Source organism: Nocardia sp. JCM 38205 (assembly GCF_058222935.1).
In genome coordinates this window covers 757,720-780,159 of sequence record NZ_JBYHFL010000002.1, presented here as the reverse complement: position 1 = coordinate 780,159, position 22,440 = coordinate 757,720, and the positions used below count along the sequence as shown (strand labels likewise).

Annotated in this window: 17 protein-coding genes; 7 read left to right on the top strand and 10 right to left on the bottom strand. The window is 68.7% G+C overall.

Annotated elements, in window-relative coordinates; genetic code table 11:
• Nucleotides 1-34: 34 nt before the first annotated feature.
• The 3 genes from AC4HOU_RS10375 to AC4HOU_RS10365 all read right to left on the bottom strand — a co-directional run bounded on the left by AC4HOU_RS10375 (nt 35) and on the right by AC4HOU_RS10365 (nt 4,592).
• Nucleotides 35-1,087, bottom strand: a complete 1,053-nt coding sequence (locus tag AC4HOU_RS10375) for an NAD(P)-dependent alcohol dehydrogenase (RefSeq protein WP_163810311.1) — start codon at nt 1,085-1,087, stop codon at nt 35-37.
• A 133-nt stretch (nt 1,088-1,220) separates the two neighbouring features.
• Nucleotides 1,221-2,855, bottom strand: coding sequence for a DEAD/DEAH box helicase (locus AC4HOU_RS10370; RefSeq protein WP_195020141.1), 1,635 nt, complete (start codon nt 2,853-2,855; stop codon nt 1,221-1,223).
• Between the two features lie 426 nt (nt 2,856-3,281).
• Nucleotides 3,282-4,592 (bottom strand): phthiocerol/phthiodiolone dimycocerosyl transferase family protein, encoded by a 1,311-nt coding sequence (locus tag AC4HOU_RS10365; RefSeq protein WP_195020142.1) that lies wholly within the window; start codon nt 4,590-4,592, stop codon nt 3,282-3,284.
• 130 nt (nt 4,593-4,722) lie between these two features.
• Between AC4HOU_RS10365 and AC4HOU_RS10360 the strand changes: the two genes are divergently transcribed.
• Complete coding sequence (locus AC4HOU_RS10360) at nt 4,723-5,289, top strand: TetR/AcrR family transcriptional regulator (protein WP_195020143.1); 567 nt, start codon at nt 4,723-4,725, stop codon at nt 5,287-5,289.
• Between the two features lie 59 nt (nt 5,290-5,348).
• Here AC4HOU_RS10360 and metE read toward each other — a convergent pair whose 3' ends face one another.
• The 3 genes from metE to aceA form a co-directional block, all read right to left on the bottom strand.
• The gene (metE, locus tag AC4HOU_RS10355) at nt 5,349-7,688 is read right to left on the bottom strand and encodes a 5-methyltetrahydropteroyltriglutamate--homocysteine S-methyltransferase (protein ID WP_195020144.1); all 2,340 of its coding nucleotides are present in this window, start codon (nt 7,686-7,688) and stop codon (nt 5,349-5,351) included.
• A gap of 373 nt (nt 7,689-8,061) precedes the next feature.
• Nucleotides 8,062-8,934 (bottom strand): 3-hydroxybutyryl-CoA dehydrogenase, encoded by an 873-nt coding sequence (locus AC4HOU_RS10350; protein ID WP_163810321.1) that lies wholly within the window; start codon nt 8,932-8,934, stop codon nt 8,062-8,064.
• Between the two features lie 201 nt (nt 8,935-9,135).
• Nucleotides 9,136-10,425, bottom strand: a complete 1,290-nt coding sequence (gene aceA, locus AC4HOU_RS10345) for an isocitrate lyase (protein ID WP_163810323.1) — start codon at nt 10,423-10,425, stop codon at nt 9,136-9,138.
• Nucleotides 10,426-11,143: 718 nt separating this feature from the next.
• Between aceA and AC4HOU_RS10340 the strand changes: the two genes are divergently transcribed.
• The 5 genes from AC4HOU_RS10340 (at nt 11,144) to AC4HOU_RS10320 (ending at nt 18,101) form a co-directional block, all read left to right on the top strand.
• On the top strand, nt 11,144-12,283 hold the full coding sequence (locus tag AC4HOU_RS10340; RefSeq protein ID WP_195020145.1) for an alpha/beta hydrolase family protein: 1,140 nt from the start codon (nt 11,144-11,146) through the stop codon (nt 12,281-12,283).
• A gap of 155 nt (nt 12,284-12,438) precedes the next feature.
• Nucleotides 12,439-14,733 (top strand): esterase-like activity of phytase family protein, encoded by a 2,295-nt coding sequence (locus tag AC4HOU_RS10335; protein ID WP_490724425.1) that lies wholly within the window; start codon nt 12,439-12,441, stop codon nt 14,731-14,733.
• 410 nt (nt 14,734-15,143) lie between these two features.
• Nucleotides 15,144-16,166 (top strand): XdhC family protein, encoded by a 1,023-nt coding sequence (locus AC4HOU_RS10330; protein WP_163810329.1) that lies wholly within the window; start codon nt 15,144-15,146, stop codon nt 16,164-16,166.
• 79 nt (nt 16,167-16,245) lie between these two features.
• Nucleotides 16,246-16,941: a nicotinamide mononucleotide transporter family protein gene (locus AC4HOU_RS10325; RefSeq protein ID WP_490724424.1), complete on the top strand. Its 696-nt coding sequence runs from the start codon at nt 16,246-16,248 to the stop codon at nt 16,939-16,941.
• A gap of 185 nt (nt 16,942-17,126) precedes the next feature.
• A complete protein-coding gene (locus AC4HOU_RS10320; RefSeq protein ID WP_163810333.1) occupies nt 17,127-18,101 on the top strand; it encodes a hexose kinase in 975 nt (324 codons plus the stop codon).
• A gap of 4 nt (nt 18,102-18,105) precedes the next feature.
• Here the strand turns inward: AC4HOU_RS10320 and ramB are convergent, their stop codons facing one another.
• Nucleotides 18,106-19,512, bottom strand: a complete 1,407-nt coding sequence (gene ramB, locus AC4HOU_RS10315; RefSeq protein ID WP_163810335.1) for an acetate metabolism transcriptional regulator RamB — start codon at nt 19,510-19,512, stop codon at nt 18,106-18,108.
• Nucleotides 19,513-19,606: 94 nt separating this feature from the next.
• On the opposite strand from ramB, the gene AC4HOU_RS10310 reads away from it, so the two are divergent.
• Nucleotides 19,607-21,379, top strand: coding sequence for an ATP-dependent DNA ligase (locus tag AC4HOU_RS10310; protein ID WP_324197360.1), 1,773 nt, complete (start codon nt 19,607-19,609; stop codon nt 21,377-21,379).
• A gap of 136 nt (nt 21,380-21,515) precedes the next feature.
• Here AC4HOU_RS10310 and AC4HOU_RS10305 read toward each other — a convergent pair whose 3' ends face one another.
• Genes AC4HOU_RS10305 through AC4HOU_RS10295 form a run of 3 tightly spaced genes read right to left on the bottom strand, consistent with a single transcriptional unit; the run spans nt 21,516 to nt 22,437 of the window.
• Nucleotides 21,516-21,794: a DUF3349 domain-containing protein gene (locus tag AC4HOU_RS10305; protein ID WP_036540677.1), complete on the bottom strand. Its 279-nt coding sequence runs from the start codon at nt 21,792-21,794 to the stop codon at nt 21,516-21,518.
• A gap of 6 nt (nt 21,795-21,800) precedes the next feature.
• The gene (locus AC4HOU_RS10300) at nt 21,801-22,145 is read right to left on the bottom strand and encodes a DUF3349 domain-containing protein (RefSeq protein WP_280212087.1); all 345 of its coding nucleotides are present in this window, start codon (nt 22,143-22,145) and stop codon (nt 21,801-21,803) included.
• Nucleotides 22,146-22,155: 10 nt separating this feature from the next.
• The gene (locus tag AC4HOU_RS10295) at nt 22,156-22,437 is read right to left on the bottom strand and encodes a hypothetical protein (RefSeq protein WP_195020147.1); all 282 of its coding nucleotides are present in this window, start codon (nt 22,435-22,437) and stop codon (nt 22,156-22,158) included.
• Nucleotides 22,438-22,440 lie beyond the last annotated feature (3 nt).

Here is a 22,440-nt window from a genome sequence, read left to right as displayed (position 1 = left end):
TACCCAGGCGCGCGCGTGGCTACCGTTCGACGCCTCACATGGTCGCCACGTCGATGACGAACCGGTACCGCACGTCGCTGGCGACCACGCGGTCATACGCTCCGTCCAGTTCGTCGGCGGCGATCACCTCGATCTCGGCGCCGATGCCGTGCTCGGCGCAGAAGTTCAGCATCTCCTGGGTTTGCGCGATACCACCGATCATCGAACCCGACAGTGAGCGGCGGTAGCCGGCCAGCGTCATCGGGCGCACCGACAGCGGCTGCTCCGGCAGGCCGAGGATCACCAGGGTGCCGTCGAGGGCGAGCAGCTTCATGTACGAGTCGATCGGCAGGTCGGCCGAGACGGTGTTGATGATCAGGTCGAACTGCCCGCGCAGTTCACGGAAGGTCTGCTTGTCGCTGGTGGCGTAGTAGTGGTGGGCGCCGAAGCGCTTGCCGTCTTCCTGTTTGCTCAGCGAGTGGCTGAGCACGGTGACCTCCGCGCCGAGGGCCGCGGCGATCTTCACCCCGACGTGGCCGAGCCCGCCCATGCCGATGATGGCGACCTTCTTGCCCGGGCCGGCCTGCCAGTGCCGCAGCGGCGAGAACAGGGTGATGCCCGCGCACAGCAGCGGTGCGGCCACATCGAGCTCGATGCCGTCGGGGATGGACAGCACGAAGTTCTCGGTCACCACGACCTGGGTGGAGTAGCCGCCCATGGTGTAGCCGCCCGGTTGCACGGCGTCGGGGACGGGCGTGTTGTAGGTCATCGTGGACCCGCCGGTGCAGTACTGCTCCTCACCGGCCAGGCACGCCCGGCAGACGCCACAGGAATCGACCATGCAGCCGACGCCCACCCGGTCGCCGACCTTGTGCCTGGTCACCGCGGAGCCGACGGCCGCGACGATGCCCGCGATCTCGTGCCCGGGCACACACGGGTAATTCGCGCCGCCCCATTCGTTGCGGGCGGTGTGGATGTCGGAGTGGCAGATGCCCGCGTACTTGATGTCGATCAGCACATCGTGTGGCCCCAGCTCACGACGTTCGATGGCGACCTTCTCGAACGGCGCGTCCGGTCCGGCCATGGCGTAAGCGGTAGCAGTACTCATGCGTTCATGCCTACCGCCGCATGCGGGTGTTTGCCAACTGTCGGCTGGATCCGCCGGGTGACCAGCAGGCCGGCGGACGGGTGCACGATGCCGGTTACGGGCGTGCCGACGCTGCGGCTCGCCCGCGCTCGACTCAGCCCGCCGCGCGGGTGGCCCGGCGCGGGCGACGATGCCGGGCACCGGCACCGGTGGGCGCGGAGTCCTCGAACCGGCGCGGAGTGTCGGCGTTGTGGCCGCGCGCGTTCGAGCCGTGCGGAGCGCCGGACCGATCGGAGCGGCCGGCCTGCTCGCCGCGACGGGCGGGCTGCCTGGTGCGGCCCTGGCCGTCGGCGTGGCGGGCCTCCGAGGCACCGGTACCGCGGCGCTCGCCCTGACGTTCGTTGCGATCACCCTGCGGGCCACCGCGGCGGCCGCCGACCCGGTGTTCGGTGGCAGCCCGGCCCGCGGCCGGGCGATTGCGTCGCGAACCGCCGCGACCGGCGGACTGCGCGGCCCCCGGCTCGGCGTTACGGCGGAAGCCGCGCGTACCACGGTCGTCCTGGCGCGGGCTCGCCGCGCGATGCTCGGGCGCGGCCACCGCGCCGATCAGGGCGGTCACGGCCGGCGAGGTCGCGCTGGCACGCTGCGGGGTGACGGTGAGACCGGCCTTGCGCAGCAGCACCGCGACATCCTTGCGCTGCTCGGGCAGCACCACGGTGACCACGTCACCGGAACCGCCCGCACGCGCGGTGCGCCCGGAACGGTGCAGGTAGGCCTTGTGTTCGGCCGGCGGGTCGACGTGCACGACCAGCTCGACGTCGTCGACGTGCACGCCGCGCGCCGCGATATCGGTGGCGACCAGGACCCGCGTCGTGCCGTCGGCAAAGGCGCTGAGATTGCGGTCGCGGGCCGCTTGGGAGAGGTTGCCGTGCAGGTCGGCGGCCGGAATGCCGGAGTCGGTGAGCTGCTTGGCGAGCCTGCGGGCATGATGCTTGGTCCGCATGAACAGGATCCGGCGGCCGGTGCCGGAGGCCAGCGCGCGCACCAGATCCTTCTTGGCGTCGGCGCCCGCCACCTCGAACACGTGGTGGGTCATGGTGGGCACCGGGCTCGCGGCGGTGTCGACCGAATGCGTCACCGGCTCCCGCAGGAACCGCTTGACCAGCCGGTCCACCTCGTTGTCGAGGGTGGCCGAGAACAGCAGGCGCTGGCCGCCGGCCGGGGTGGCGGTGAGGATGCGGGTGACGGCGGGCAGGAAGCCGAGGTCGGCCATGTGATCGGCCTCGTCGAGGATGCTGATCCGCACGGCGTCGAGCGAGACGACACCCTGGCGCATCAGGTCCTCGAGCCGGCCGGGGCAGGCGACGACGATATCGGCGCCCGCACGCAGGTCACGGGTCTGCCGGTTCACCGGCACGCCACCGAAGATGGTGACCACGCGCAACCCGCAGGGCCGGGCCAGCATCTCGACGGTGGCCGCGATCTGAGTGGCGAGCTCGCGGGTGGGTGCGAGGATCAGCCCGGCGGGATGACCGGGCCTGCTGGTCGCGCCGGCGAGCCGCTCGACCATGGGGATGCTGAAGGCGAGGGTCTTGCCGCTGCCGGTTTTACCGCGGGCGAGCACATCGCGCCCGGCCATGGTGTCGGGCAGGGTGGCGGCTTGGATCGGGAACGCGCCGGTGATGCCCGCGGCGTTCATCGCATCGATCAGTGCGGCGCGCACACCGAATTCGGTGAAGGGCGCGACGGGGGCAGCCGTGGACACGGCGGCAGAAGCTTTGTCGGACATGGAGATAACAGGTGCCTTTCCGGCATCGGAGCGAGACCGCAGCGTCGCGCAGGACTCGAATCCTCACCCGATGGTGGCAGCGCCGCGATGACCGGCGCGAAAGCTGAACATCCACGACGGAGTTGGGAACCTGCGCGAAAGATCAGCGCACGGAACCTCCGCAACCCTACCGCATCCGCACCGTCTCCGTTGGCGGCCGACGCCGCCCGGCCGGACCGCTCATCGACGCGGCCGCCAGATCACTGGTCACAGCCGTGATCTCGGCGGCCTCGCCCCGACTGGGAGCTACGTCACACCTGCCGCTGCGGCCTGTCGGCCATCATCTGTCGTCCGGGGCGCGCCTCGATCGGCTCGCCCCACTCAGGTGCGCACCTCGTCCGGTGATCGCCGACGCCGAAGCCAGGGGGCCGGGCACCGCGCCGGACGTCATCCCAGACCGGCCCGCACCGCGACGGCGATTCCGCGCAGCGTCGCCTCCAGGGCATCGCGCACCCTGCGCTGACGCGTGCGGCTGTAGCGCGCGGTATCGAATTCGACCTGCACGGTCATCCGGTCGCCGACGGTGAAGACGGTCAGCTTCGGCGATATGTCCGGCGCCATAGCGAAGATGTCATCGCGGACCAAGACGAGCCCGTTCGGCAGCGAATGCGCAGGCAAGCGACCGATATTGGAGATGGTGAAGCTCGGCGGGGTCGACAGCACGGCCGCCATCACCGGATCGTCACCGACCCGCCGCGCGGCCAGCAGCACCATGGCCGCTTCCCGTCGTTCGAGGGCGTCACGGACACCGGCGTCGACCCGGCGGCTCAGCTCGACCGGACTGGCATCGTCGTCCACGAATACCGGCGTCCCGATGCCGGAGGCGAAGTTGACCAGCACGGTGTCGGGCAACGGTGGACTCACCCGGGAGCGCATATCGGCCGCGTGCCCGCAGTTCAGCAGCAGCGGCCCCGGCGCATCGAACTGCTCGCGCACCGCGACCAGCGCGGCGCCGGTGAACAGACTGTTGACCGAAACACCGTGCGCGCGGGCGGCCGCGATGAGCGCGGCGGTCTCGTCCGGTGTCGATTCGATGCGCACCATAGCGAATCGGCCACCGGGGTCGGCATTTCCGTCGTACGGAAACGCGGCAGGCGCCGAGCCCGGCAGGGCGGCCGCGACCTGCGCCCGGACCTGCGCCACCCACTCCGACACGGCGGCCTCGCCCACCAGCTCGGCCATGCGATGGTCGAGCGCCTGCGGAATCCGCTGGTCGGTCGCCGCGCTCGGGATCGGCGCGCCCGTCACGTGCGCGGTATAGTGCCGCCACAGCTGATCCAGCAGCGCGAAAGCCGATCTGCCGTCGGCGATTCCGTGATGGATGCCGAGCACGAGCTGGACCCGGTCGCCGTCGCGCAGGAGCTGGGCCCGCAACAGCCCGCTCGACCAGTCCACCGGAACGTTGACCAGCCGGAAGTATTCGGCCTCGGCTCCGGCGCGCACCTCGAGCCGAGGCCGCCAATCGTCGTCGACCACGAAGTGCTGGACGCCTGCCGCGTCGAGGACCACCTGGCTGCGCAGCAGCGGATGCGCGGCGACGACCTCATCCAGCGCCAGCCGCAGTAGTTCCTCGTCCACTCGGCCGCGCACGGTGGAGCCGATATAGAGCGGCATGCCCGCGGTGCGGACGCTGCCGACGCGGGCGTCGGGGGTGAAGTAGGCGCTCTCGAAGGGCGATAGCGGACGGTGCTCGGTCATCGGACTCTCGTTTCCCTGCGTCGGTTCGGCCTGCACCGCCGAACATACAGGCGTTTCAAACATTTGTCACAGACGTATGTTTGAAACATCCGTCACGAACAGGCGTCAGCCGGCTTGCTATGGTGCCGAGGTGGGAACTCGCGAGGATCTACTCGACGCGGCCAAGGCGTGCCTGGCCGAACGTGGCTACGCGCGCACGACGGTGCGCGATATCGTCGCCGCATCCGGCACCAACCTGGCCGCCATCAACTACCACTTCGGCACCCGCGACGCGCTGCTGCATCAGGCGATGCGGGAATCCAGCGGTGCGGCGGTCCAGCAGATCCTCGACTCGCTGGCCGCCGACGATCCCAGCGACCCGGCAGGCAGGCTCGAGACCTTCCTGCGCCGGCTGATCGACTCGTTCGGCGCGAATCCCGGCCTCTGGTCGGCCAGCATGGAAGGGCTGGCGCAGGCCATGCACGCGCCCGAGCTGCGCGCCGAGATCGGCGCCGCACAGGACGAGGCGCGACGTGGACTGGCACAGTTCGGCGGCCCCGGCGGCGACGATGCCGTCGGCGCCGTCCTGCACACCCTGATCAGCGGCCTGCTGGTGCAGTGGGTGATCGACCCCGCTCACACGCCCGGCCCCGAGCAGCTCAGCGCAGGCCTGCGCGCCCTCACCGACCGGCTCTCCCCCAACGCCACGCCCGAATAGTCCACCGACGACAAGAGCCGCCTCCCCGCGAACGGGAAAGCGGCCCTTGTGGATTCGAGCTATTCGGCTGGCGCGCCGGCTTCGGCTTCCGCCGCGGCGGCCGCTTCCGCACGCCGCCGCACCCGGCGCGCCGCCGCGACCATGTTCCGCAGCGACGGCTCCAACTGCCAGTAGTGCCTGGTCTTCAATCCGCCGTCCGGGTTCGCCCACAGCCGCTGCGGCGTGACGGCTTCGGCTGCGGCGGTGAGCAATTCATCCAGCTCATCGATATCGGGGATGCGCGCCGAACGACTTTCGTACACACCGGGGCCGACGCCGTGGCTGAGGCCCTGGCCGGAGGCGCAATCTTCCTTGAGCGCGTTGAGCACCCATTCGATGGAACGGGTGGCCACGATCGCGGTGACGTCGGCGTCGAGCTGTTCGATCGCCTCCACCACCTCGGCGCGCCCGGAATAGCCGATGTGCGTGTGGATCTGGGTTTCCGGTTTGACGCCCGAGGTGGCCAGCCGGAACGCACCGACCGCCCAGCGCAGGTACTCCTTACGCCCCTCCGGTCGCGGCGGCAGCAGTTCCCGGATGGCGGGCTCGTCGACCTGGATGATCGAGATACCCGCCTTCTCCAGATCCACCACCTCATCGCGGATCGCCAGAGCCACCTGGTCGGCGGTCTCGTACAGCGGCTGGTCCTGACGCACGAACGAGCGCGCGATCATGGTGACCGGGCCGGTGACCATGCCTTTGACCGGTTTGTCGGTCAGCGACTGCGCGTAGCTGATCCACTCCACCGACATCGGCTTCGGGCGGGAGACGTCGCCGTAGATGATCGGCGGCCGCACACACCGTGAGCCGTAGACCTGCACCCAGCCGAAATGCGTGGTGGCGAAGCCGTCGAGCAGTTCGGCGAAGTACTGGATCATGTCGTTGCGCTCGTGCTCACCGTGCACGAGCACATCGAGGCCGATATCTTCCTGCAACCGGACGGTCGCCTCGATCTCGGCTTCGATCCGCTTGCGGTATTCGTCGTAGGACAGCCGGCCTTCGCCCAGGTCGTAGCGGGCCTGGCGGATCTTGGCGGTCTGCGGGAAGGATCCGAGCGTGGTCGCGGGCACCAGCGGCAGGTTCAGCTTCGCCTGCTGGGCGGCGCGGCGCTCGGCATACGGCTCACGTTCGCGCATCTCCGGGGTGATCGCATAGACCCGCTGGCGCACGGCGTGCTTCTGTTTGAAGTGCACCTCGGTCGGGCGCTTGCGCCATTTGTCCGACGGGCCCTCGGTGAGCGCCTTGGCCAGCGAAACGACTTCGCCCACCTTCTGTTTCGCGAAGGCGAGCCGATCGGCGACATTGCCCTCGATGTCGTATTCGGCGAGCACGTCGTAGGGCACGTGCAGCAGGGTGGTTCCGGTGGAGACCACCAGGTCGGGGCAGACCTTGGCCAGCTCGTTGAGGTATTCCAGGGTGACGTAACGGTCCGCGCGCCAGACGTTCTGGCCGCTGATCACGCCCGCGTAGAGGCGCTTGCGGCGGATGCCGGGAATCTTGGCCAGATCCTCCGGGCGCATCCGGTAAGAAGCCAGATCCAGTCCGATGGCCTCGACATTGGTGCGCGCCAGAATGGTCAGCGCCTCACCGAAATCGCCGTACTGACCGGTGACCAGGATGCGCGGACGCAGCGGCGCCTTGGTCAGCCGCTCATAGGCCCGCTCGAAGGCGGCCAGCTCGGCCTCGGACCGTTCGCTGGTGAAGCACGGCTCGTCCAGCTGCACGCAGGTGGAGCCGCGCTTGGCCAGGATCTCGAACAGCTGCTCGTACACCGGCAGCAGCTTGTCCAGCAGCGACAGGGTGTCGAAACCGCCGGACTCGCCGGGGATGTGCCCGGCCTTCGACAGCAGCAGCAGCGACAACGGGCCGAGCACCACCGGCCGCAGCTCGATGCCGCGGGCCATGGCGCGATCCCATTCGTCCAGCAGCGCCTCGGGGTGCAGGGAGAACTCGGTGGTCTCGTCCAGCTCGGGCTGACGATAGTGATAGTTGGTGCCGAAGAACCGCACCAATTCCAGCGGCGGCAGATCCGGGCGGCCACGCGCCATCAGGAAGTAGAAGTCGAGCGGATCCATCCCCTCCTGCAAGTCCCGGAACCGGGCGGGCACCGCACCGAACAGCAGCGCGTTGTCGAGGATGTGGTCGTAGAAGGAGAAGGTATTGCCAGGCACCTGGGTCAACCCGGTGGCGGCCAGCTCGTCGAACTGGCGCTCCTGGATATCGCGCCCGACCTCGAGCAGCTCATCGCGGGTGATGCCGCCGTGCCAGTACGCCTCGAGCGCGCGCTTGAGTTCCCGGTGCGGCCCGATCCGCGGATATCCGAGGACGCTCGACCCGAAACCATCGGTGACGTTGACCATGACGGGGACACTCCCTTTCGATCACCTGCGCGACATCCACCAGCGGAGATGGGTGCCGCAGAACGCTGCGCTCGGCGCCGACCGATCCAACGGCCGACTGTTGAGCAGCTTATGCCCGGCAGCGGCGGCAGCTACCGGATACCCGGCGAAGTACGTCTATCGGGCCACTACGCTCGCCGCCGGTGGCGTCATGCCAGGCAATCCGACGAACCCGACCCAACGAGACAACTGATCTCGTGCGGGCCGGGTAACTCGCCGGGTACGCCCAAAATTAGTTCGGCACCCAACCGCCGGCACGGATGCCCAAACCCCATCGGCACACCGCCGCCCGCAAAATACGCGGAGAGGCGGAACTGCGAGGCGGAACTGCCAGCTACTTGCTGTTGTATTGGTAGAACCCCGCGCCGGTCTTCTTGCCGAGCAGTCCGGCCTCCACCATGCGCATCAGCAGCGGCGGCGCCGAGTACAGCGGCTCCTTGAATTCGGCGTACATCGAGTCGGCGATGGACTTGACGGTGTCGAGGCCGACGAGGTCGGTCAGCGCCAGCGGGCCCATCGGGTGGGCGCAGCCGAGCACCATGGCCTTGTCGACGTCTTCCTTGGTGGCGAAGCCGGACTCGACCATGCGGATGGCCGAGAGCAGGTACGGCACCAGCAGCGCGTTGACCACGAAACCGGAGCGGTCGGCCGAACGCACGACCTGCTTGCCCAGCACCTCACCGGCGAAGGCCTCGGCGCGCGCGGACACCGAATCGCTGGTCTTCAGCGTGGTGACCAGCTCGACCAGCGGCAGCACCGGCACCGGGTTGAAGAAGTGCATGCCGACGACCCGCTCGGGGTTGTTGGTGGCGACGGCGATCTTCATGATCGGGATGGAGGAGGTGTTGGAGGCCAGCACCGCGGCGGGATCGGTGACAACCTTGTCCAGCTCGGAGAAGATGGCGGTCTTGACCTTCTCGTCCTCGAGCACGGCCTCGACGACCAGCTGGCGATCGGCGAAATCGCCCAGGTCGGAGGTGAAACGCAGGCGCCAGGCGGCCTGCTCGCGCTCGCGTTCGGTGATCTTGCCGCTGCTCACGCCGCGATCCAGCGAGCGCAGGATGCGCGCGCGACCGGCGGCGGCCAGCTCCCGGGTCTGCTCGTAGACCAGCACGTCGACGTGCGCGCGTGCACACACCTCCGCGATTCCGGCACCCATCTGTCCGGCGCCGATGACACCGACACGTTGAATCTTTTCGCTGCTCACGTCCAGCTCCTGGGGTAGGTCTTGGCTGTCGGGGTTGTCGGCGCCCGGTGGTGACCGGCACCTTCAGTTGATCAAGTTATAGGGATGCCCTCCCGCCCGGGGCTGTTCGGGCGGGAGGGCGGTACACCCCTACCGGGGTAGAGGACTCGCTATGGAGTTGGCCTCACGGCGCCACCCGGGGGTGACGCCGTCAGACGCCGATCAGTGGAACTGACCCTCTTCGGTGGAGCCCTTCAGGGCGGCCGTCGAGGTGTTGGGGTCGACGGTGGTGGCGATGCTGTCGAAGTAGCCGGCACCGACCTCACGCTGGTGCTTGATGGCGGTGAAGCCACGCTCGGCGGCAGCCTTGAACTCGCGCTCCTGCAGGTCGACGAAGGCGGTCATGCCCTCGCGAGCGTAGCCGTGGGCCAGGTCGAACATGCCGTAGTTGAGCGAGTGGAAGCCGGCCAGGGTGATGAACTGGAACTTGAAGCCCATCGCGCCGAGCTCCTTCTGGAACTTCGCGATGGTCGCGTCGTCCAGGTGCGCCTTCCAGTTGAAGGACGGGGAGCAGTTGTAGGCCAGCAGCTGGTCCGGGAACTCCGCCTTGACGGCCTCGGCGAACTTCTTCGCGACCTCGAGGTCCGGCACGCCGGTCTCCATCCAGATCAGGTCGGAGTACGGGGCGTAGGCCTTGGCACGCGCGATGCAGGGCTCGATGCCGTTCTTCACACCGAAGAAGCCCTCGGAGGTGCGGGTGCCGTCCAGGAACTCACGGTCGCGCTCGTCGACGTCGGAGGTGATCAGGGTGGCCGCCTCGGCGTCGGTGCGGGCGATGATCACGGTGGGCACGCCGGCGACGTCGGCGGCCAGGCGAGCCGAGGTCAGGGTGCGGATGTGCTGCTGGGTCGGGATCAGCACCTTGCCACCGAGGTGGCCGCACTTCTTCTCCGAGGCGAGCTGGTCTTCCCAGTGCGAACCGGCGACGCCGGCCGCGATCATGGCCTTCTGGAGCTCGTAGACGTTGAGCGCGCCACCGAAACCGGCCTCACCGTCGGCGACGATCGGGGCCAGCCAGTTCTCGACCGAGGTGTCGCCCTCGACCTTGGCGATCTCGTCGGCGCGCAGCAGCGCGTTGTTGATGCGGCGCACGACCTGGGGCACCGAGTTGGCCGGGTACAGCGACTGGTCCGGGTAGGTGTGGCCGGACAGGTTCGCGTCACCGGCGACCTGCCAACCGGACAGGTAGATGGCCTTCAGGCCGGCGCGGACCTGCTGCACGGCCTGGTTACCGGTGAGGGCGCCGAGCGAGTTGATGTAGTCCTCGTTGTTGACGAGATCCCAGAGGATCTCCGAGCCGCGGCGAGCGAGCGTGTGCTCCTCGACGACGGTGCCCTGCAGCTTGACGACCTGCTCGGCCGTGTAGTTGCGGGTGATGCCCTTCCAGCGGGGGTTGGTGTCCCAATCCTGCTGGATTTCGGCAGCGGTCTTCGGGGTGCCGACAGTCGACATCTGTGACTCCACTTCCTCGTTCGGTCGGTGCCGCACCGTTCGTGCTCCGCTGAGGGAGGTTTCGCTCGAACTGCTGGAGCGGCAATTTGCAGGCTTGCTAGGCCCAAGGGGTGTACTTCCACACGATGGCACATCCAGAAATAGCCGTCTACCTGTTGGTACTGTGAATCTCAGCTAGGTTTCACCCGTCGTTTGCTAACTCTGCGAAATTTGCGGGCTAATTGCAAGCGTGAAATCTACTCGCGGGTAGCGCTGACATGCGGTTTTAGCGTAACGCTCGTACTGTTTGGGATCAGAGGGTGGTGCGGCACCCCGCGCGGCCGACGCGCCGGGTTGTGAGCACACTCACAGAGCTCGCGGCCGGGCCATTGTGCGACCCGTCACGCGCGGACACGCGAAGCCGCCCGGACCGGTTACCGAGCGACCACTCGTCCCACTCGCCGGAATCATCCGGCCGCATCCGCGACACGACGGCACGGCACGCCGAACCACATGGGAACCGGAACCTGCGCCGATGACCGCGGGCGATCGGCGACGCCGAGCGACCGAGCCAGCCCAATCGCTACCTGCACCGACGCGGGCCGGGCAGGATTGCGAGCGACCGATCGGGCAGACTCGACACCAGTCGTCTCCCGGACGAGCGTCCAGTTACATCGACGGCTCACGCGACGAGTCGCAGTGCGGCAGGCACAGTCGCAGTGCGTCAGACAGGAGCACCATGCGGACCACCAGCATCACCGCCGCCATCGTGACCAGCTGCGCCGCCGCGGCATTGTTGCTGCCCAGCGCGCACGCGGCGCCCGCCGAGACCGGCGTGGTCGACTCGATCCAGCCGCTCTCCCCGGCGGCGACCCTGCCCGGCTCGGTGAATTCGGTCCGCATCACCTACTCGTCCACCGGCGCGGGCGATGTCCCCATGCAGACCAGCGCCGCGGTCTACTTCCCGCCGGGGCAGGCACCCGAGGGCGGCTGGCCGGTGATCGCGTGGGCGCACGGCACCGTCGGCCTCGGTGACGACTGCGCCTACAGCATCGCCGGGCCCGGTGCGGTGGAACGGGACTGGGCCTATCTGGGTACCTGGCTGGATCAGGGCTACGCCATCGTCGCCGCCGACTACGCAGGTCTGGGCGGGCCCGGTGAGCATCCGTATCTGAACGGCGTGGTCGAGGCCCACAATGTGGTCGACGCGGTGAAGGCGGCGACGCGCCGATTCGACACGCTGTCGAACAAGTGGGTGGTGGTCGGGCAGTCACAGGGCGGCGGCGCCGCGGTGTTCACCGCGCGCTACGCCACCGAGTTCGGTGGCGGGGAACTGGATTATCGCGGCGCGGTCGGCACCGGCGTGCCCGCCTACATCGAGGACATCCTGCTGCCCCTCGGCCCGGGCATGCCGCCGATCGAGCTGAGCTCGCACACCACCGCGTACGTGCTCTACATCCTCAACGGCCTGCGCACGACCTATCCCGAGCTCGACATCGAGTCCTTCCTGACCGATGCCGGTCGCGCCTGGCTCGCGCGCGCCCGGCAGGCCTGCATCGTGGCCTTCGGCGACGAACTGAGCGCGAACAATGTCGTCGTCGGTGATCTGTTCGCCCGCCCGCTCAACCAGATTCCGAACCTGCACGGCCTGCTGCGCGGCTACATGGGCCTGCCCGAATCCGGCTACGACAAGCCGCTGTTCCTCGGCCAGGGCCTGCGCGACACCGACGTCATCACCCCGCAGACGCTGCACTTCGCCGCGACCCTTGCCGCCGCGGGCGAGCCGGTCACCCTGCACACCTATCCGACCGGCCACGACGGCGCCGTCAACGATTCGCTGCCCGACTCGCTGCCGTTCGTGCGCGACCTGTTCGCCTGACGCGGCGCGGAACCCGGCCGGATCCACGGCCCGGCTAACTCCGCGCAGCATTCATCCTCCGGTCACCACGACGTCATTCGGCTGGGTAACGATCGCCGGAATTCTCGCCGCGGCGAGAAGGCGTGTCGAGCAGGAAGGGGCCGATGGTGGCCAGGATGAGACGGCCGTGGTTGATCGCCACGGTGGCAACGGTTTCGGTGGCGGTTCTCGCCTGCGGAACCGATGACGGTGACGCGGGCCCGCCCGCAGCAGACGGCTGGCAACGCGACGCCGCGACCAGTTACCACCGGCTGGCCACCTATCCGGTCTTCCGCAATCTGCCCGCGGGCACCGCGCCGGATGCCAGCACCGTCGCGGAGATCTCGGCGGTCACCGAGGACGGCGAGACGCTGATCTACACCGACGCGCCGGGCAAGCGCATCGGCTTCCTCGACCTCAGCGATCCGGCCGCGCCCGCAGGGGCGGGCTCGATCTCGCTCGAACAGCTCGGCCATGCCGACGATCAGCCCACCTCGGTGGCGGTGGCAGGCGATTACGTGCTGGTCGTGATCGACAGCAGCGGAGGCGATTTCGCGCATCCCTCGGGCCGGGTGGATATCGTCCGGATCAGCGACCGCACCAAGGTGCACAGCATCGATCTCGGCGGCCAGCCCGACTCCATCGCGGTGAGCAAAGACGGCACCCGCGCGGCCATCGCCATCGAGAACCAGCGCGACGAGAAGTTCACCCCCGAGGGCGGCGAGGAAGGTGATCTTCCCCAGCCGCCCACCGGTTTCGTGCAGATCCTCGACCTGGCCGGCGAGCCGAACCAGTGGTCGGCGCGGCCGGTGCGCATCGACGAGAACGCCGCCCGCGACGCCGGTCTGGATACACCGCAGGACCTGGAGCCCGAGTACGTGAGCATGAACTCGCGCGGCGAAGTGGCGGTGACGCTGCAGGAGAACAACGGCATCGCCATCATCGACGCCGCGAGCGCGACCGTCCGGAAGGTGTTCTCGGCGGGCAAGGTCGGCGTCGAGGGCATCGACACCACCGAGGACGGCGCCATCGACCAGTCCGGATCGATCACCGATGTCGCGCGCGAGCCCGACGCCGTCGGCTGGATCGGCGACGGCCACATCGCGGTGGCCAACGAAGGTGATTGGAAGGGCGGCAGCCGTGGCTGGACCGTCTTCGACGCCGCCACCGGCGAGGTGGTGTGGGATGCGGGCAATACCTTCGAGCAGTTGACCGTGCGCACCGGGCTGCACGCCGAGGGCCGCGCGGAGAAGAAGGGACCGGAACCGGAGGGCCTCGCCGTCACCGAACTGGACGGAAAGCCGGTCGTGCTGGTCGGTTCCGAGCGCAGCAACTTCGTCGCGGTCTACGACGTCGCCGACCCGGCCGCGCCACGATTCCGACAGATCCTCGCGACGAATGTGGGGCCGGAGGGGATCCTGCCGATCCCGTCGCGCAATCTGCTCGCGGTGTCGTCGGAGGAAGACGATGCGGACAAGGGCCTGCGCGGCGCGGTGACGATCTTCGGCTACGGCGGCGAATTCGCCGGCAGGGGTGTGCCGCAGTTCCCGTCCGTCGTCTCCGCCGACGGCGCGAACGGCGCACCGATCGGCTGGGGCGCGCTCGGTGCGCTGAGTGCCGATCCGGCCGCCGCCGACCGCCTCTACACCGCCACCGACTCGGCGTACGGCCCGTCCCGGATCCTCGGCCTCGACGTATCGACCGAACCCGCCGTCCTCGATACCGAGCTGCCGATCACCGAGAACGGCGCCCCGGTGAGCCTGGATATCGAAGGCCTCGCCGCGCGCGCCGACGGTGGCTTCTATCTCGCGGTGGAGGGCGCGGACGGGCCGGGCAACGCCCTGGTTCAGGTGACCCGGAACGGGGTCGTCGAACGGCGTATCGCTCTGCCCGGCGAGATCAGCGCAGGACTCGGCAAGTACGGGCTGGAGGGCGTGGCCGTCCAGGGCTCGGGCGCCGAGGAAACCGTCTGGGTGGTGTTGCAACGCGAACTGAAGTCCGATCCGAAGGGCCTGACGCGGATCGGCAGGTACGCACCGGCGTCGGGCGAATGGCAGTGGTACGGCTACCAACTCGACACCACCTCGACCGACGGCGATTGGATCGGCGTCTCGGAGATCGCGGTCGACGGCGATTCGCTGCTGCTGCTCGAACGGGACAAGCTCAGCGGTCCCGCCGCCGCGGTGAAGGCCGTCTACCGGGTCGCGATTCCCGGTGCGCCGGGTGTCGTGGGCGCCGCGGCGCCCACGGTGCTGCCCAAGACCCGCGCGCACGATCTGCTGCCGGAGCTGTCGGCCACCAACGGCTGGGTGCAGGAGAAGGTGGAGGGGATGGCGATCGCCGGGAACGGCGCGCTGTATGTCGTCACCGATAACGACGGCGTCGATGACGCCACGGGTGAGACCGTCTTGATCCGGGTCGAGCTTTCCTGAGATCCGCACCGGCGGGCGGCGTCGATTCGTTTCCGGTGCCGCCCGCCGCACTGTGGCGCGAACCACTTCCCGCTGATGGTCGTAGTGTGGCGAATACCACTCTCGGCCGATCATTCATTCAGGCTTGAATTCATCGGGCGCACCGTAACGCTTTGCATGGTCTGAAAACGCTGTGACCAGGCGGCTGACCCGTTGATATGTCTCGCATTTCACAGCCCGCGCGACATTTCTTGGTGACCGGCCACAAGCCTTGGCGTGACGTTCACACGAGCGCTACCCAAGATTGCGGCAGGCACACCTATTTGTACTCCCGGGACGATATGGTGTGCGTCACGTGCGCCGGATTCGGCGACGGGCGTCGTCCGGTGAACGCCCGCGCGACCGGTGCACGGGTGGATCGGAGTTGTGTGATGCGGGACATCGTCGACGACCTGTTGCGGGTGTGGCACTCGGGCCGGACGGGCGGATTGGCGACCATTGTGCGCACCAATGGTGCGACCGATCTACCCGTGGGCGCGGCCATGCTGGTCGACCCCGACGGCGGTGTCTTCGGCTCGATCACCGCCGGCGGCATCGAAGAGGCCGCCTATGAGGCCACCGCGACCTCGGCCCGCACCGGACAGCGCGGCATGCACCGGCTCAGCGTCACCAATTCGCTCGACCCCGGCCGCGACGACGGCGTGATCGACGTATTCACCGAGCCGTTCTCGCGCGATCACTTCCCGGAGTTCCCGACGGTCGCCGCCGAAATCGCCGCGCATCGCCGGGTCACCGTTTTCACCGTGGTGTGGAATCCGGAGCCGGAGGTGATCGGCCAGCACCTGATCACCGACAAACGGCACAACACCGAACTGGTCTCGCTGCCGCAGTCCGATATCTTCGTCTCCTCGTTCGCCCCGCCGCCGCGGCTGATCATCTTCGGCGCCAATTCCTTCGCCGCGGCATTGTCGACCCAAGGGCAACTGCTCGGTTATCGAATCACCATCTGCGATACCCGGCCCAATTTCGCTACCCCGGAATCTTTTCCCGGCGCCGAAGTGGTGGTGGACTGGCCGCACCGATACCTCAATACGCTCTCGGCCGCCGGTGAGATCGACGCCGACACCGGCATCATCGTGGTCGCCCAGGATCCGAAATTCGAGATCCCACTGCTCACCGTCGCGTTGCGGCTGCCCGAGGTCGGGTACCTGGCCGCACTCGGTTCACCCTCGGTGCACGCCCGCCGCGTGGACGATCTGCGCGCGGGCGGTTTCGACGACGCACTGCTCGCGCGCCTGCACTCCCCCGCCGGCCTGAGCATCGGCGCCCGCACCCCGGCCGAAACCGCCGTCGCCATCGCCGCCGAACTGCTGGCCGCTCGGGCCGGACGCGCGGCCGGGCGCACCGGCGAACGCAGGCAATCGGTCGGCACACTCGCCCAGCGCGCGATCTGAGCCACGATGAGTTCGGCTCACCCCGAGCCGAACCACCCCCGGTTGGATGAGATGACGGCCGCGCCCGGTTACACCCAGGGTGAATCCGTTCCTCGCCCTGCTCGACGCCGAACTCCACATCGCCGGCTCGGAGATTCTGTGGCGCGAGATCGTCGGCAACGGCTTCGGCATGGCCTCGGCGCTCGGCGGTATGCGGCGGCGGGTGTGGGCGTGGCCGATCGGCATCGCGGGCAATGCGCTGCTGTTCACGGTGTTCGTCGACGGGGTGTTCAATACCCCGCAGCAGTTGAACATGGCCGGACAGGCGGGCCGTCAGCTGATGTTCGTCGCGGTCAGCGCCTACGGCTGGTGGAGTTGGTATCGCTATGCGCGCGCCGAGACCGGGCTCGAGCACCGCGGGGTCGATCCGCGCTGGGCGAGCGCACGGGAACGCTGGCTGCTGGTCGCGGCCATGGCGGTCGGCACGCTCGGCTTCGCCCAGGTCTTCGCCTGGATCGGTTCCTACGGCCCCTGGGCGGAGGCGTGGATCTTCACCGGCTCGGTGCTGGCCACCTACGGGATGGCGCGCGGATGGGCGGAGTTCTGGCTGATCTGGATCGGCGTCGATATCGTCGGCATCCCGCTGCTCGTACGAGCCGGGTACTACCCGTCGGCGGTGCTGTATCTGGTGTACGCGGGATTCGTGGCGTGGGGCTTCACGGTCTGGGTGCGCACCCTGCGCCGCGCGGCGTCGGATCGGGCCGATGAGCAACCGTCGCCCGCGCTCACACCCTAGGCCGGATCGGTTCGCCGTCTACCCGGCGGCGGACACTACCCGCGCCGGCGGGCGCGGCCACCCGCTGCCGCCGATTTCAGGCGATCGCACAAATGCCCGCCGCGAAACTTCGGGACGGCTGATAAACCCGCACCGATCGCACCCCAGCGGTTGCGCGCACCGCGTAGGCGTGGACAGTTGAGGTCGTGATCCTCACCGTGACAATGAATCCCGCCTACGACATGACCTACCGAGTCGAAGAACTCGAACGGGGTCGGGCGCATCGGGTGCGATCGGTCGAGCAGCGCATAGGGGGCAAGGGAATCAATGTCACCAGGGTGCTCAACCAGCTCGGCAAATACGCCCGCGCCACCGGTTTCGCCGACCACGCCTTCGCCGCCGCGGCCGAACTGGAACTGCCGGTCGATTTCGTACACGCGCTGCCCTGGGTGCGCAGAACCGTGGTGATCAGCGAATCCGGTTCCGGAACGGCCACCGCGCTCTGGGAGCCGGGTGCGAGGATCACCAATCCGCATGCGGCCGAACAACTCGCGGTGCGCGTGGCCGGTCTGCTGCCCGATATCTCCGGGCTGGTGATCGCCGGTTCGCTACCCGGCGGCATCGATCCGGAACTACCCGCCCAGATCGCGCGCAGCGCCCTGGAGCACGGCGTGCCGACCATCTGCGATCTGGACGGTGAGGCGATGCGACTGGCCGCGCGGCTACCCGGGGTGGTACTCACCCCCAACCGCGGTGAGCTACGACGGCTCACCGATTCCGATCCGCGGACACCCGCCGAGGTCGTCGAATCGGTGCGGCCGCTGATCGCGGGCGGCGTGCTCGCGGTGCTGGCCAAGCGGGGCGCCGAGGGCATGGTCGCGGTCACCGCCGAAGGCGCGTGGACGGCCGCGCTGCCCGAACCGCTCGCGGGCAATCCGACCGGGGCGGGCGATTCGGCCACCGCCGCCGTCATCGCGGCGCTGTCGACCAGGAAGGCGCCGGACTGGCCTGCGATCCTCACCGACGCCGTCGCCACCTCGGCCGCGGCCGTTGTCATCCCGGTCGCGGGCGAAATCGACCGCCGGCTGCGCAGCCATCTCGCACCCACCGTGCGGGTCGAGCAGATCTCCGCCGATCCGGACGGCCGCGAGATCGCCGAGGCCGTACAGCCGCGGGCCTGAACGCCTACTTGAGCACGTACGGGGATACCGAGCTGCGGTGCTCGCTGATGTCGAGCACCTTGCCCAGCGGGGGAAACGCGCGCTGCGGGCAGTTGGCACGTTCGCAGACGCGACAGCCGGCGCCGATGGGGGTGGCCTTGGCTTCGCCGAGATCGATGCCGTCGGCGTAGACCACCCGTCCGGCATGGCGGAGCTCGCAGCCGAGCCCGATCGCGAAGGTCTTGCTCGGCTGCCCGTAGGCCGTGGCACGGCGTTCGACGGTGCGCGCCACCCACAGGTACTTGCGGCCGTCGGGCATCTGCGCGATCTGGGTCATGATCTTGCCCGGATAGGCGAAGGTCTCGTACACATTCCACAGCGGACAGGTGCCGCCGCTGGAGGAGAAGTGAAACCCGGTGGCGGACTGGCGTTTCGACATATTTCCGGCCCGGTCCACCCGGACGAACGAGAACGGCACGCCGCGCAATTCCGGTCGTTGCAAAGTGGAGAGCCGGTGACAGATCGTCTCGTAGCTCTGGGTGAAGAACGCCGACAGCCGTTCGATGTCGTAGCGGAAATCCTCGGCGATTTCGTGGAAATGCGTGTACGGCAACACCGTCGCCGCGGCGAAATAGTTCGCCAACCCGAGCATGGCCAGCTTCCTGGCGTCCTCGGAGGCGAAACTTCCCTCGTCGACGAGCCTTTCCAGCAGTGGCCCGCATTCGAAATAGGCCAGTTCGGCGGCGAGTTTGAAGGTGCGCTGGCCGCCGGACAGGTGCGGTGCGATCTCGAGCCGGAGACTGTCCGGATCGTAGCGGTGCAGCACGCCCTCACCGAGGTCGATCCGCTCGATGATACGTACACCGTGCGCGCGCAGCATGCGTGCGATCTCGCTGTTCACGTCGCCGCCGTGGAACCGGATCCGATTGGCGAGTTCCTCTGCGGCGGTGTCCAATTCGTGGATGTAGTTCTGCCGCTGATAGAAATAGTCGCGCACTTCCTCGTGCGGTTTGCTGATCGTCGCGCTACCCGAGCCGTCGGCGAAACGATCCTCGGTGGCGGCCGCCAGCTGAGCGCTGGTATTCCGATAGCGGCTGTGCATGTTCACCAGCGCGCGCGCCATACTCGGATGCGCGGAGACGATTTCGGCGATCTCCTTGGCGTCGGCCTCGATACCGAGCTCGGCGTCCATCACCACTTCTTGTAGTTCGGCGATGAGCCGCGTGTCGTCCTGCGACGAGAAAAAGGTGGCATCGACGCCGAACACCTCGTTGATCCGCAGCAGCACCGGGACGGTGAGCGGACGCACGTCGTGTTCGATCTGATTCAGATAGCTCGCCGAGATCTCCAGTTGTTGAGCGAGCGAGACCTGGCTGAGCCCGCGTTCGGTCCGCAGCTGACGAAGCCGCGCCCCGACGTAAGTCTTGGCCATGCGTCCAGCTTATGGCTGATTTCGCAAACCTGCCAATAGCAGAATTAGCAGTGGGTTCGAGCAATATGTCACAGCGGCGGGTTACCGTCGTCTGGTGCTGTTCACCGATGTCGTGCGAGCGTCGGAGACCGTCCGCGCCACCCGCTCGCGGAAAACGAAGATCGCCGCGCTGGCCGAGTTGCTGAGCGCGGCGCAGGCCGACGAGCTCGCCGCCGTCGTCGCCTGGGTGTCGGGAGAATTGCGGCAGGGCCGCATCGGCACCGGCTGGCGCACCCTCACCGGGCTCGGCGAGACTGCCGCCGATACTCCCACCCTCACCGCGGCCCGGGTGGACGAGTTGTTCGGCGAACTGGCCGCCACCTCCGGCCCCGGCTCGGCGAATCGGCGCAAACAACTGCTGAGCGAGCTGTGGCGCACCGCGACCGCCGATGAGCAGGCCTTCCTGCTGCGTCTGCTGACCGGTGAGCTGCGGCAGGGCGCACTCACCGCCGTGGTCACCGAAGCGGTGGCCCGCGCCGCCGACGTCCCGCTCGAGCTCGTTCGCCGGGCCTACATGTTGTCCGGGAAGCTGCCGGTCACTGCCATCGCCGCGCTGACCGGCGGCGAAGCGGCGCTGCGCGAGTTCCGCTTGGAGGTGGGCCGCCCGATCCAGCCCATGCTCGCCTCCCCCGGCGCCGCGCTCGACGACGCCCTCGCCGAATTCGACGGCGCCGTCAGCGTGGAACACAAACTCGACGGCGCCCGCATCCAGGTACACCGCGACGGCGACCAGGTGTGGGTCTTCACCCGCACCCTGCGCGATATCACCGCCAACGTGCCCGAGCTGGTCGAGTTGGTCGCGGGACTGAACTGCACCAGCGTGGTCCTGGACGGTGAAACGCTGGCCCTCACCGACACCGGGCGTCCGCGCCCCTTCCAGGAGACGATGGCGCGGTTCGCGTCCGCTGATCCAGGGCAGGGCGTCGCCGTCCCGCCGCCATCCAGCGCATTCGGCGACTCCGGCGTGCCCGGCGGTTCCCGTGACCCCGGCGGCTCGGGCAGCCCCGGCGGTACCGGCAGCCCCGGCGACTCGGGCGGCGAAGGCAGCCCCGGCGGCTCAGGGAGCTCAGGCGGTTCAGGCGACCCCGCCGACTCGGGCGGCTCGGGTGGCTCGGTCGACCCGGCCGGCTCGGAGCCGACTGTCCCGACGGAGCTACGGCCGATGCCGACTTCCACCCGCGAGCTGCTGCTGCATCCCTACTTCTTCGATTGCCTGCATCTCGATGGCCGCGACCTGCTGGACGAGCCGCTGCTCGAACGGCGCGCGGCGCTCACGAAAGTGGCCGGGGAACACAGCATTCCCGCCCTCATCCGGCCCGATGCGGAGGCGGCGGCGGAGTACTTCGACGGGGCGCTGGCCTCGGGCCACGAAGGCGTCATGATCAAATCCCTCGACGCGCCGTACGCGGCGGGGCGGCGCGGCCGGTCCTGGCTGAAGATCAAGCCGACGCACACCCTCGACCTGCTGGTTCTCGGCGCGGAATGGGGCTACGGCCGGCGCACCGGCTACCTGTCGAATCTGCATCTCGGTGCCCGCGACCCGGCGTCCGGCGAACCGGTGATGGTCGGCAAGACCTTCAAGGGCCTCACCGACGCCCTGCTGCACTGGCAGACCGCCGAATTCCCGCGCCATGAACGCACCCGCGACCAGCACACCGTGTATCTCTGGCCGGAGCTGGTGGTGGAGATCGCCCTCGACGGCGTGCAGACCAGCACCCGCTACCCCGGCGGCGTCGCCCTGCGCTTCGCCCGGGTCGTCCGCTACCGGCCGGACAAGACGCCCGAGCAGGCCGACACGATCGATACCGTGCGCGCGTTGCTGCCGTGAGCGGACCGGCGGCGCCCCCTTTCCGCGCGGGACATGCTCGGTGTTCGTCGACGTCGACGCCGCCCGGCGGCAGGCGAGCGGCAGGGCCGGCCGAGTCGGCGCGCGGTGGCGACCGTCCGGGCTGCCAGGGGCGCGTTCAGGGTTCCGGCCAGGTGGGCGGGTCGAGCCGCGATTGGATGCGCTCCACATCGGTGTCCGACGGCATCTCGTTGGTGATCTTGGTGATGAGCACCTGGATGTCGATGCGGTCCGGGTTCTCGCCGGACCGCAGCAGTTCGGTGGCGATCTGGCGCACCTCGTCGTCGGAGAGGCGGCGGCGCAGCAGCGCCAGCAGCGGGATGTAGTCCGATTCGGGCACACCCTCGGGGTAACCGGCGCGCAGCCAGTCGATGATGGCGTTCAGGAAGGGCGGCATGGGGCATCAATCGGGCTCGGTGAGCGGTTCGGCCAGCGGCCAGCCGCCGGCCGCCAGGTGCGAGGCCACTCGCGAGATGTCGTCCGGGGCGGGCTGTTCCTTGGCGATGCGGGCGATCGCGTCCTCGATATCGGCGAGGGTGATCTCGCGCTCCGGGTTCTCCCGCGCCAGCTCCTCCGCGACGGCGGCCACCTCGTAGTCGGTGAGGTGGCGGTGCAGCACGGCGAACAGGGCGACGTAATCCGAGCGCGGCACGCCCTGCGGGTAGCCGGCGCGCAGCCAGCCGATGATCCGGCCGAGCAGCTTCGGCCGCTCCGGCTCGGACTGGATGGGGTGGGTCGAATCGGTCACTGCACGCCCTTCAGGACTCGCCGAACAGATGGATGCCGAACCTGGCGGCGAGAAACGCTTTGGCCGTATAGAGCACACCCGCCACCACCGCGGCGATCACCAACCCCAGACATACCAGAGCCCCGGCGAGCGCCGGATAGTTGCGCCGGATCACCCCGCCGTCGGCGCGGATCTCCGAGGCCGACCAGAACCGCACCCCGAACGCGAAAATCATCGGCAGCCCCGCGCCGAACACCAGACCGGCCGCGACGACCTTCCACAGCGAGTTCAGATTCGTGACAAGAGTGTGCACAGC

What these genes read in the sequence shown, in the direction of transcription:
- AC4HOU_RS10375 (WP_163810311.1), bottom strand. Translation starts at nt 1,087, where the DNA reads ATGAGTACTGCTACCGCTTACGCCATGGCCGGACCGGACGCGCCGTTC.
- AC4HOU_RS10370 (WP_195020141.1), bottom strand. Translation starts at nt 2,855, where the DNA reads ATGTCCGACAAAGCTTCTGCCGCCGTGTCCACGGCTGCCCCCGTCGCG.
- AC4HOU_RS10365 (WP_195020142.1), bottom strand. Translation starts at nt 4,592, where the DNA reads ATGACCGAGCACCGTCCGCTATCGCCCTTCGAGAGCGCCTACTTCACC.
- metE (WP_195020144.1), bottom strand. Translation starts at nt 7,688, where the DNA reads ATGGTCAACGTCACCGATGGTTTCGGGTCGAGCGTCCTCGGATATCCG.
- aceA (WP_163810323.1), bottom strand. Translation starts at nt 10,425, where the DNA reads ATGTCGACTGTCGGCACCCCGAAGACCGCTGCCGAAATCCAGCAGGAT.
- AC4HOU_RS10340 (WP_195020145.1), top strand. Translation starts at nt 11,144, where the DNA reads ATGCGGACCACCAGCATCACCGCCGCCATCGTGACCAGCTGCGCCGCC.
- AC4HOU_RS10335 (WP_490724425.1), top strand. Translation starts at nt 12,439, where the DNA reads ATGAGACGGCCGTGGTTGATCGCCACGGTGGCAACGGTTTCGGTGGCG.
- AC4HOU_RS10330 (WP_163810329.1), top strand. Translation starts at nt 15,144, where the DNA reads ATGCGGGACATCGTCGACGACCTGTTGCGGGTGTGGCACTCGGGCCGG.
- ramB (WP_163810335.1), bottom strand. Translation starts at nt 19,512, where the DNA reads ATGGCCAAGACTTACGTCGGGGCGCGGCTTCGTCAGCTGCGGACCGAA.
- AC4HOU_RS10305 (WP_036540677.1), bottom strand. Translation starts at nt 21,794, where the DNA reads ATGCCGCCCTTCCTGAACGCCATCATCGACTGGCTGCGCGCCGGTTAC.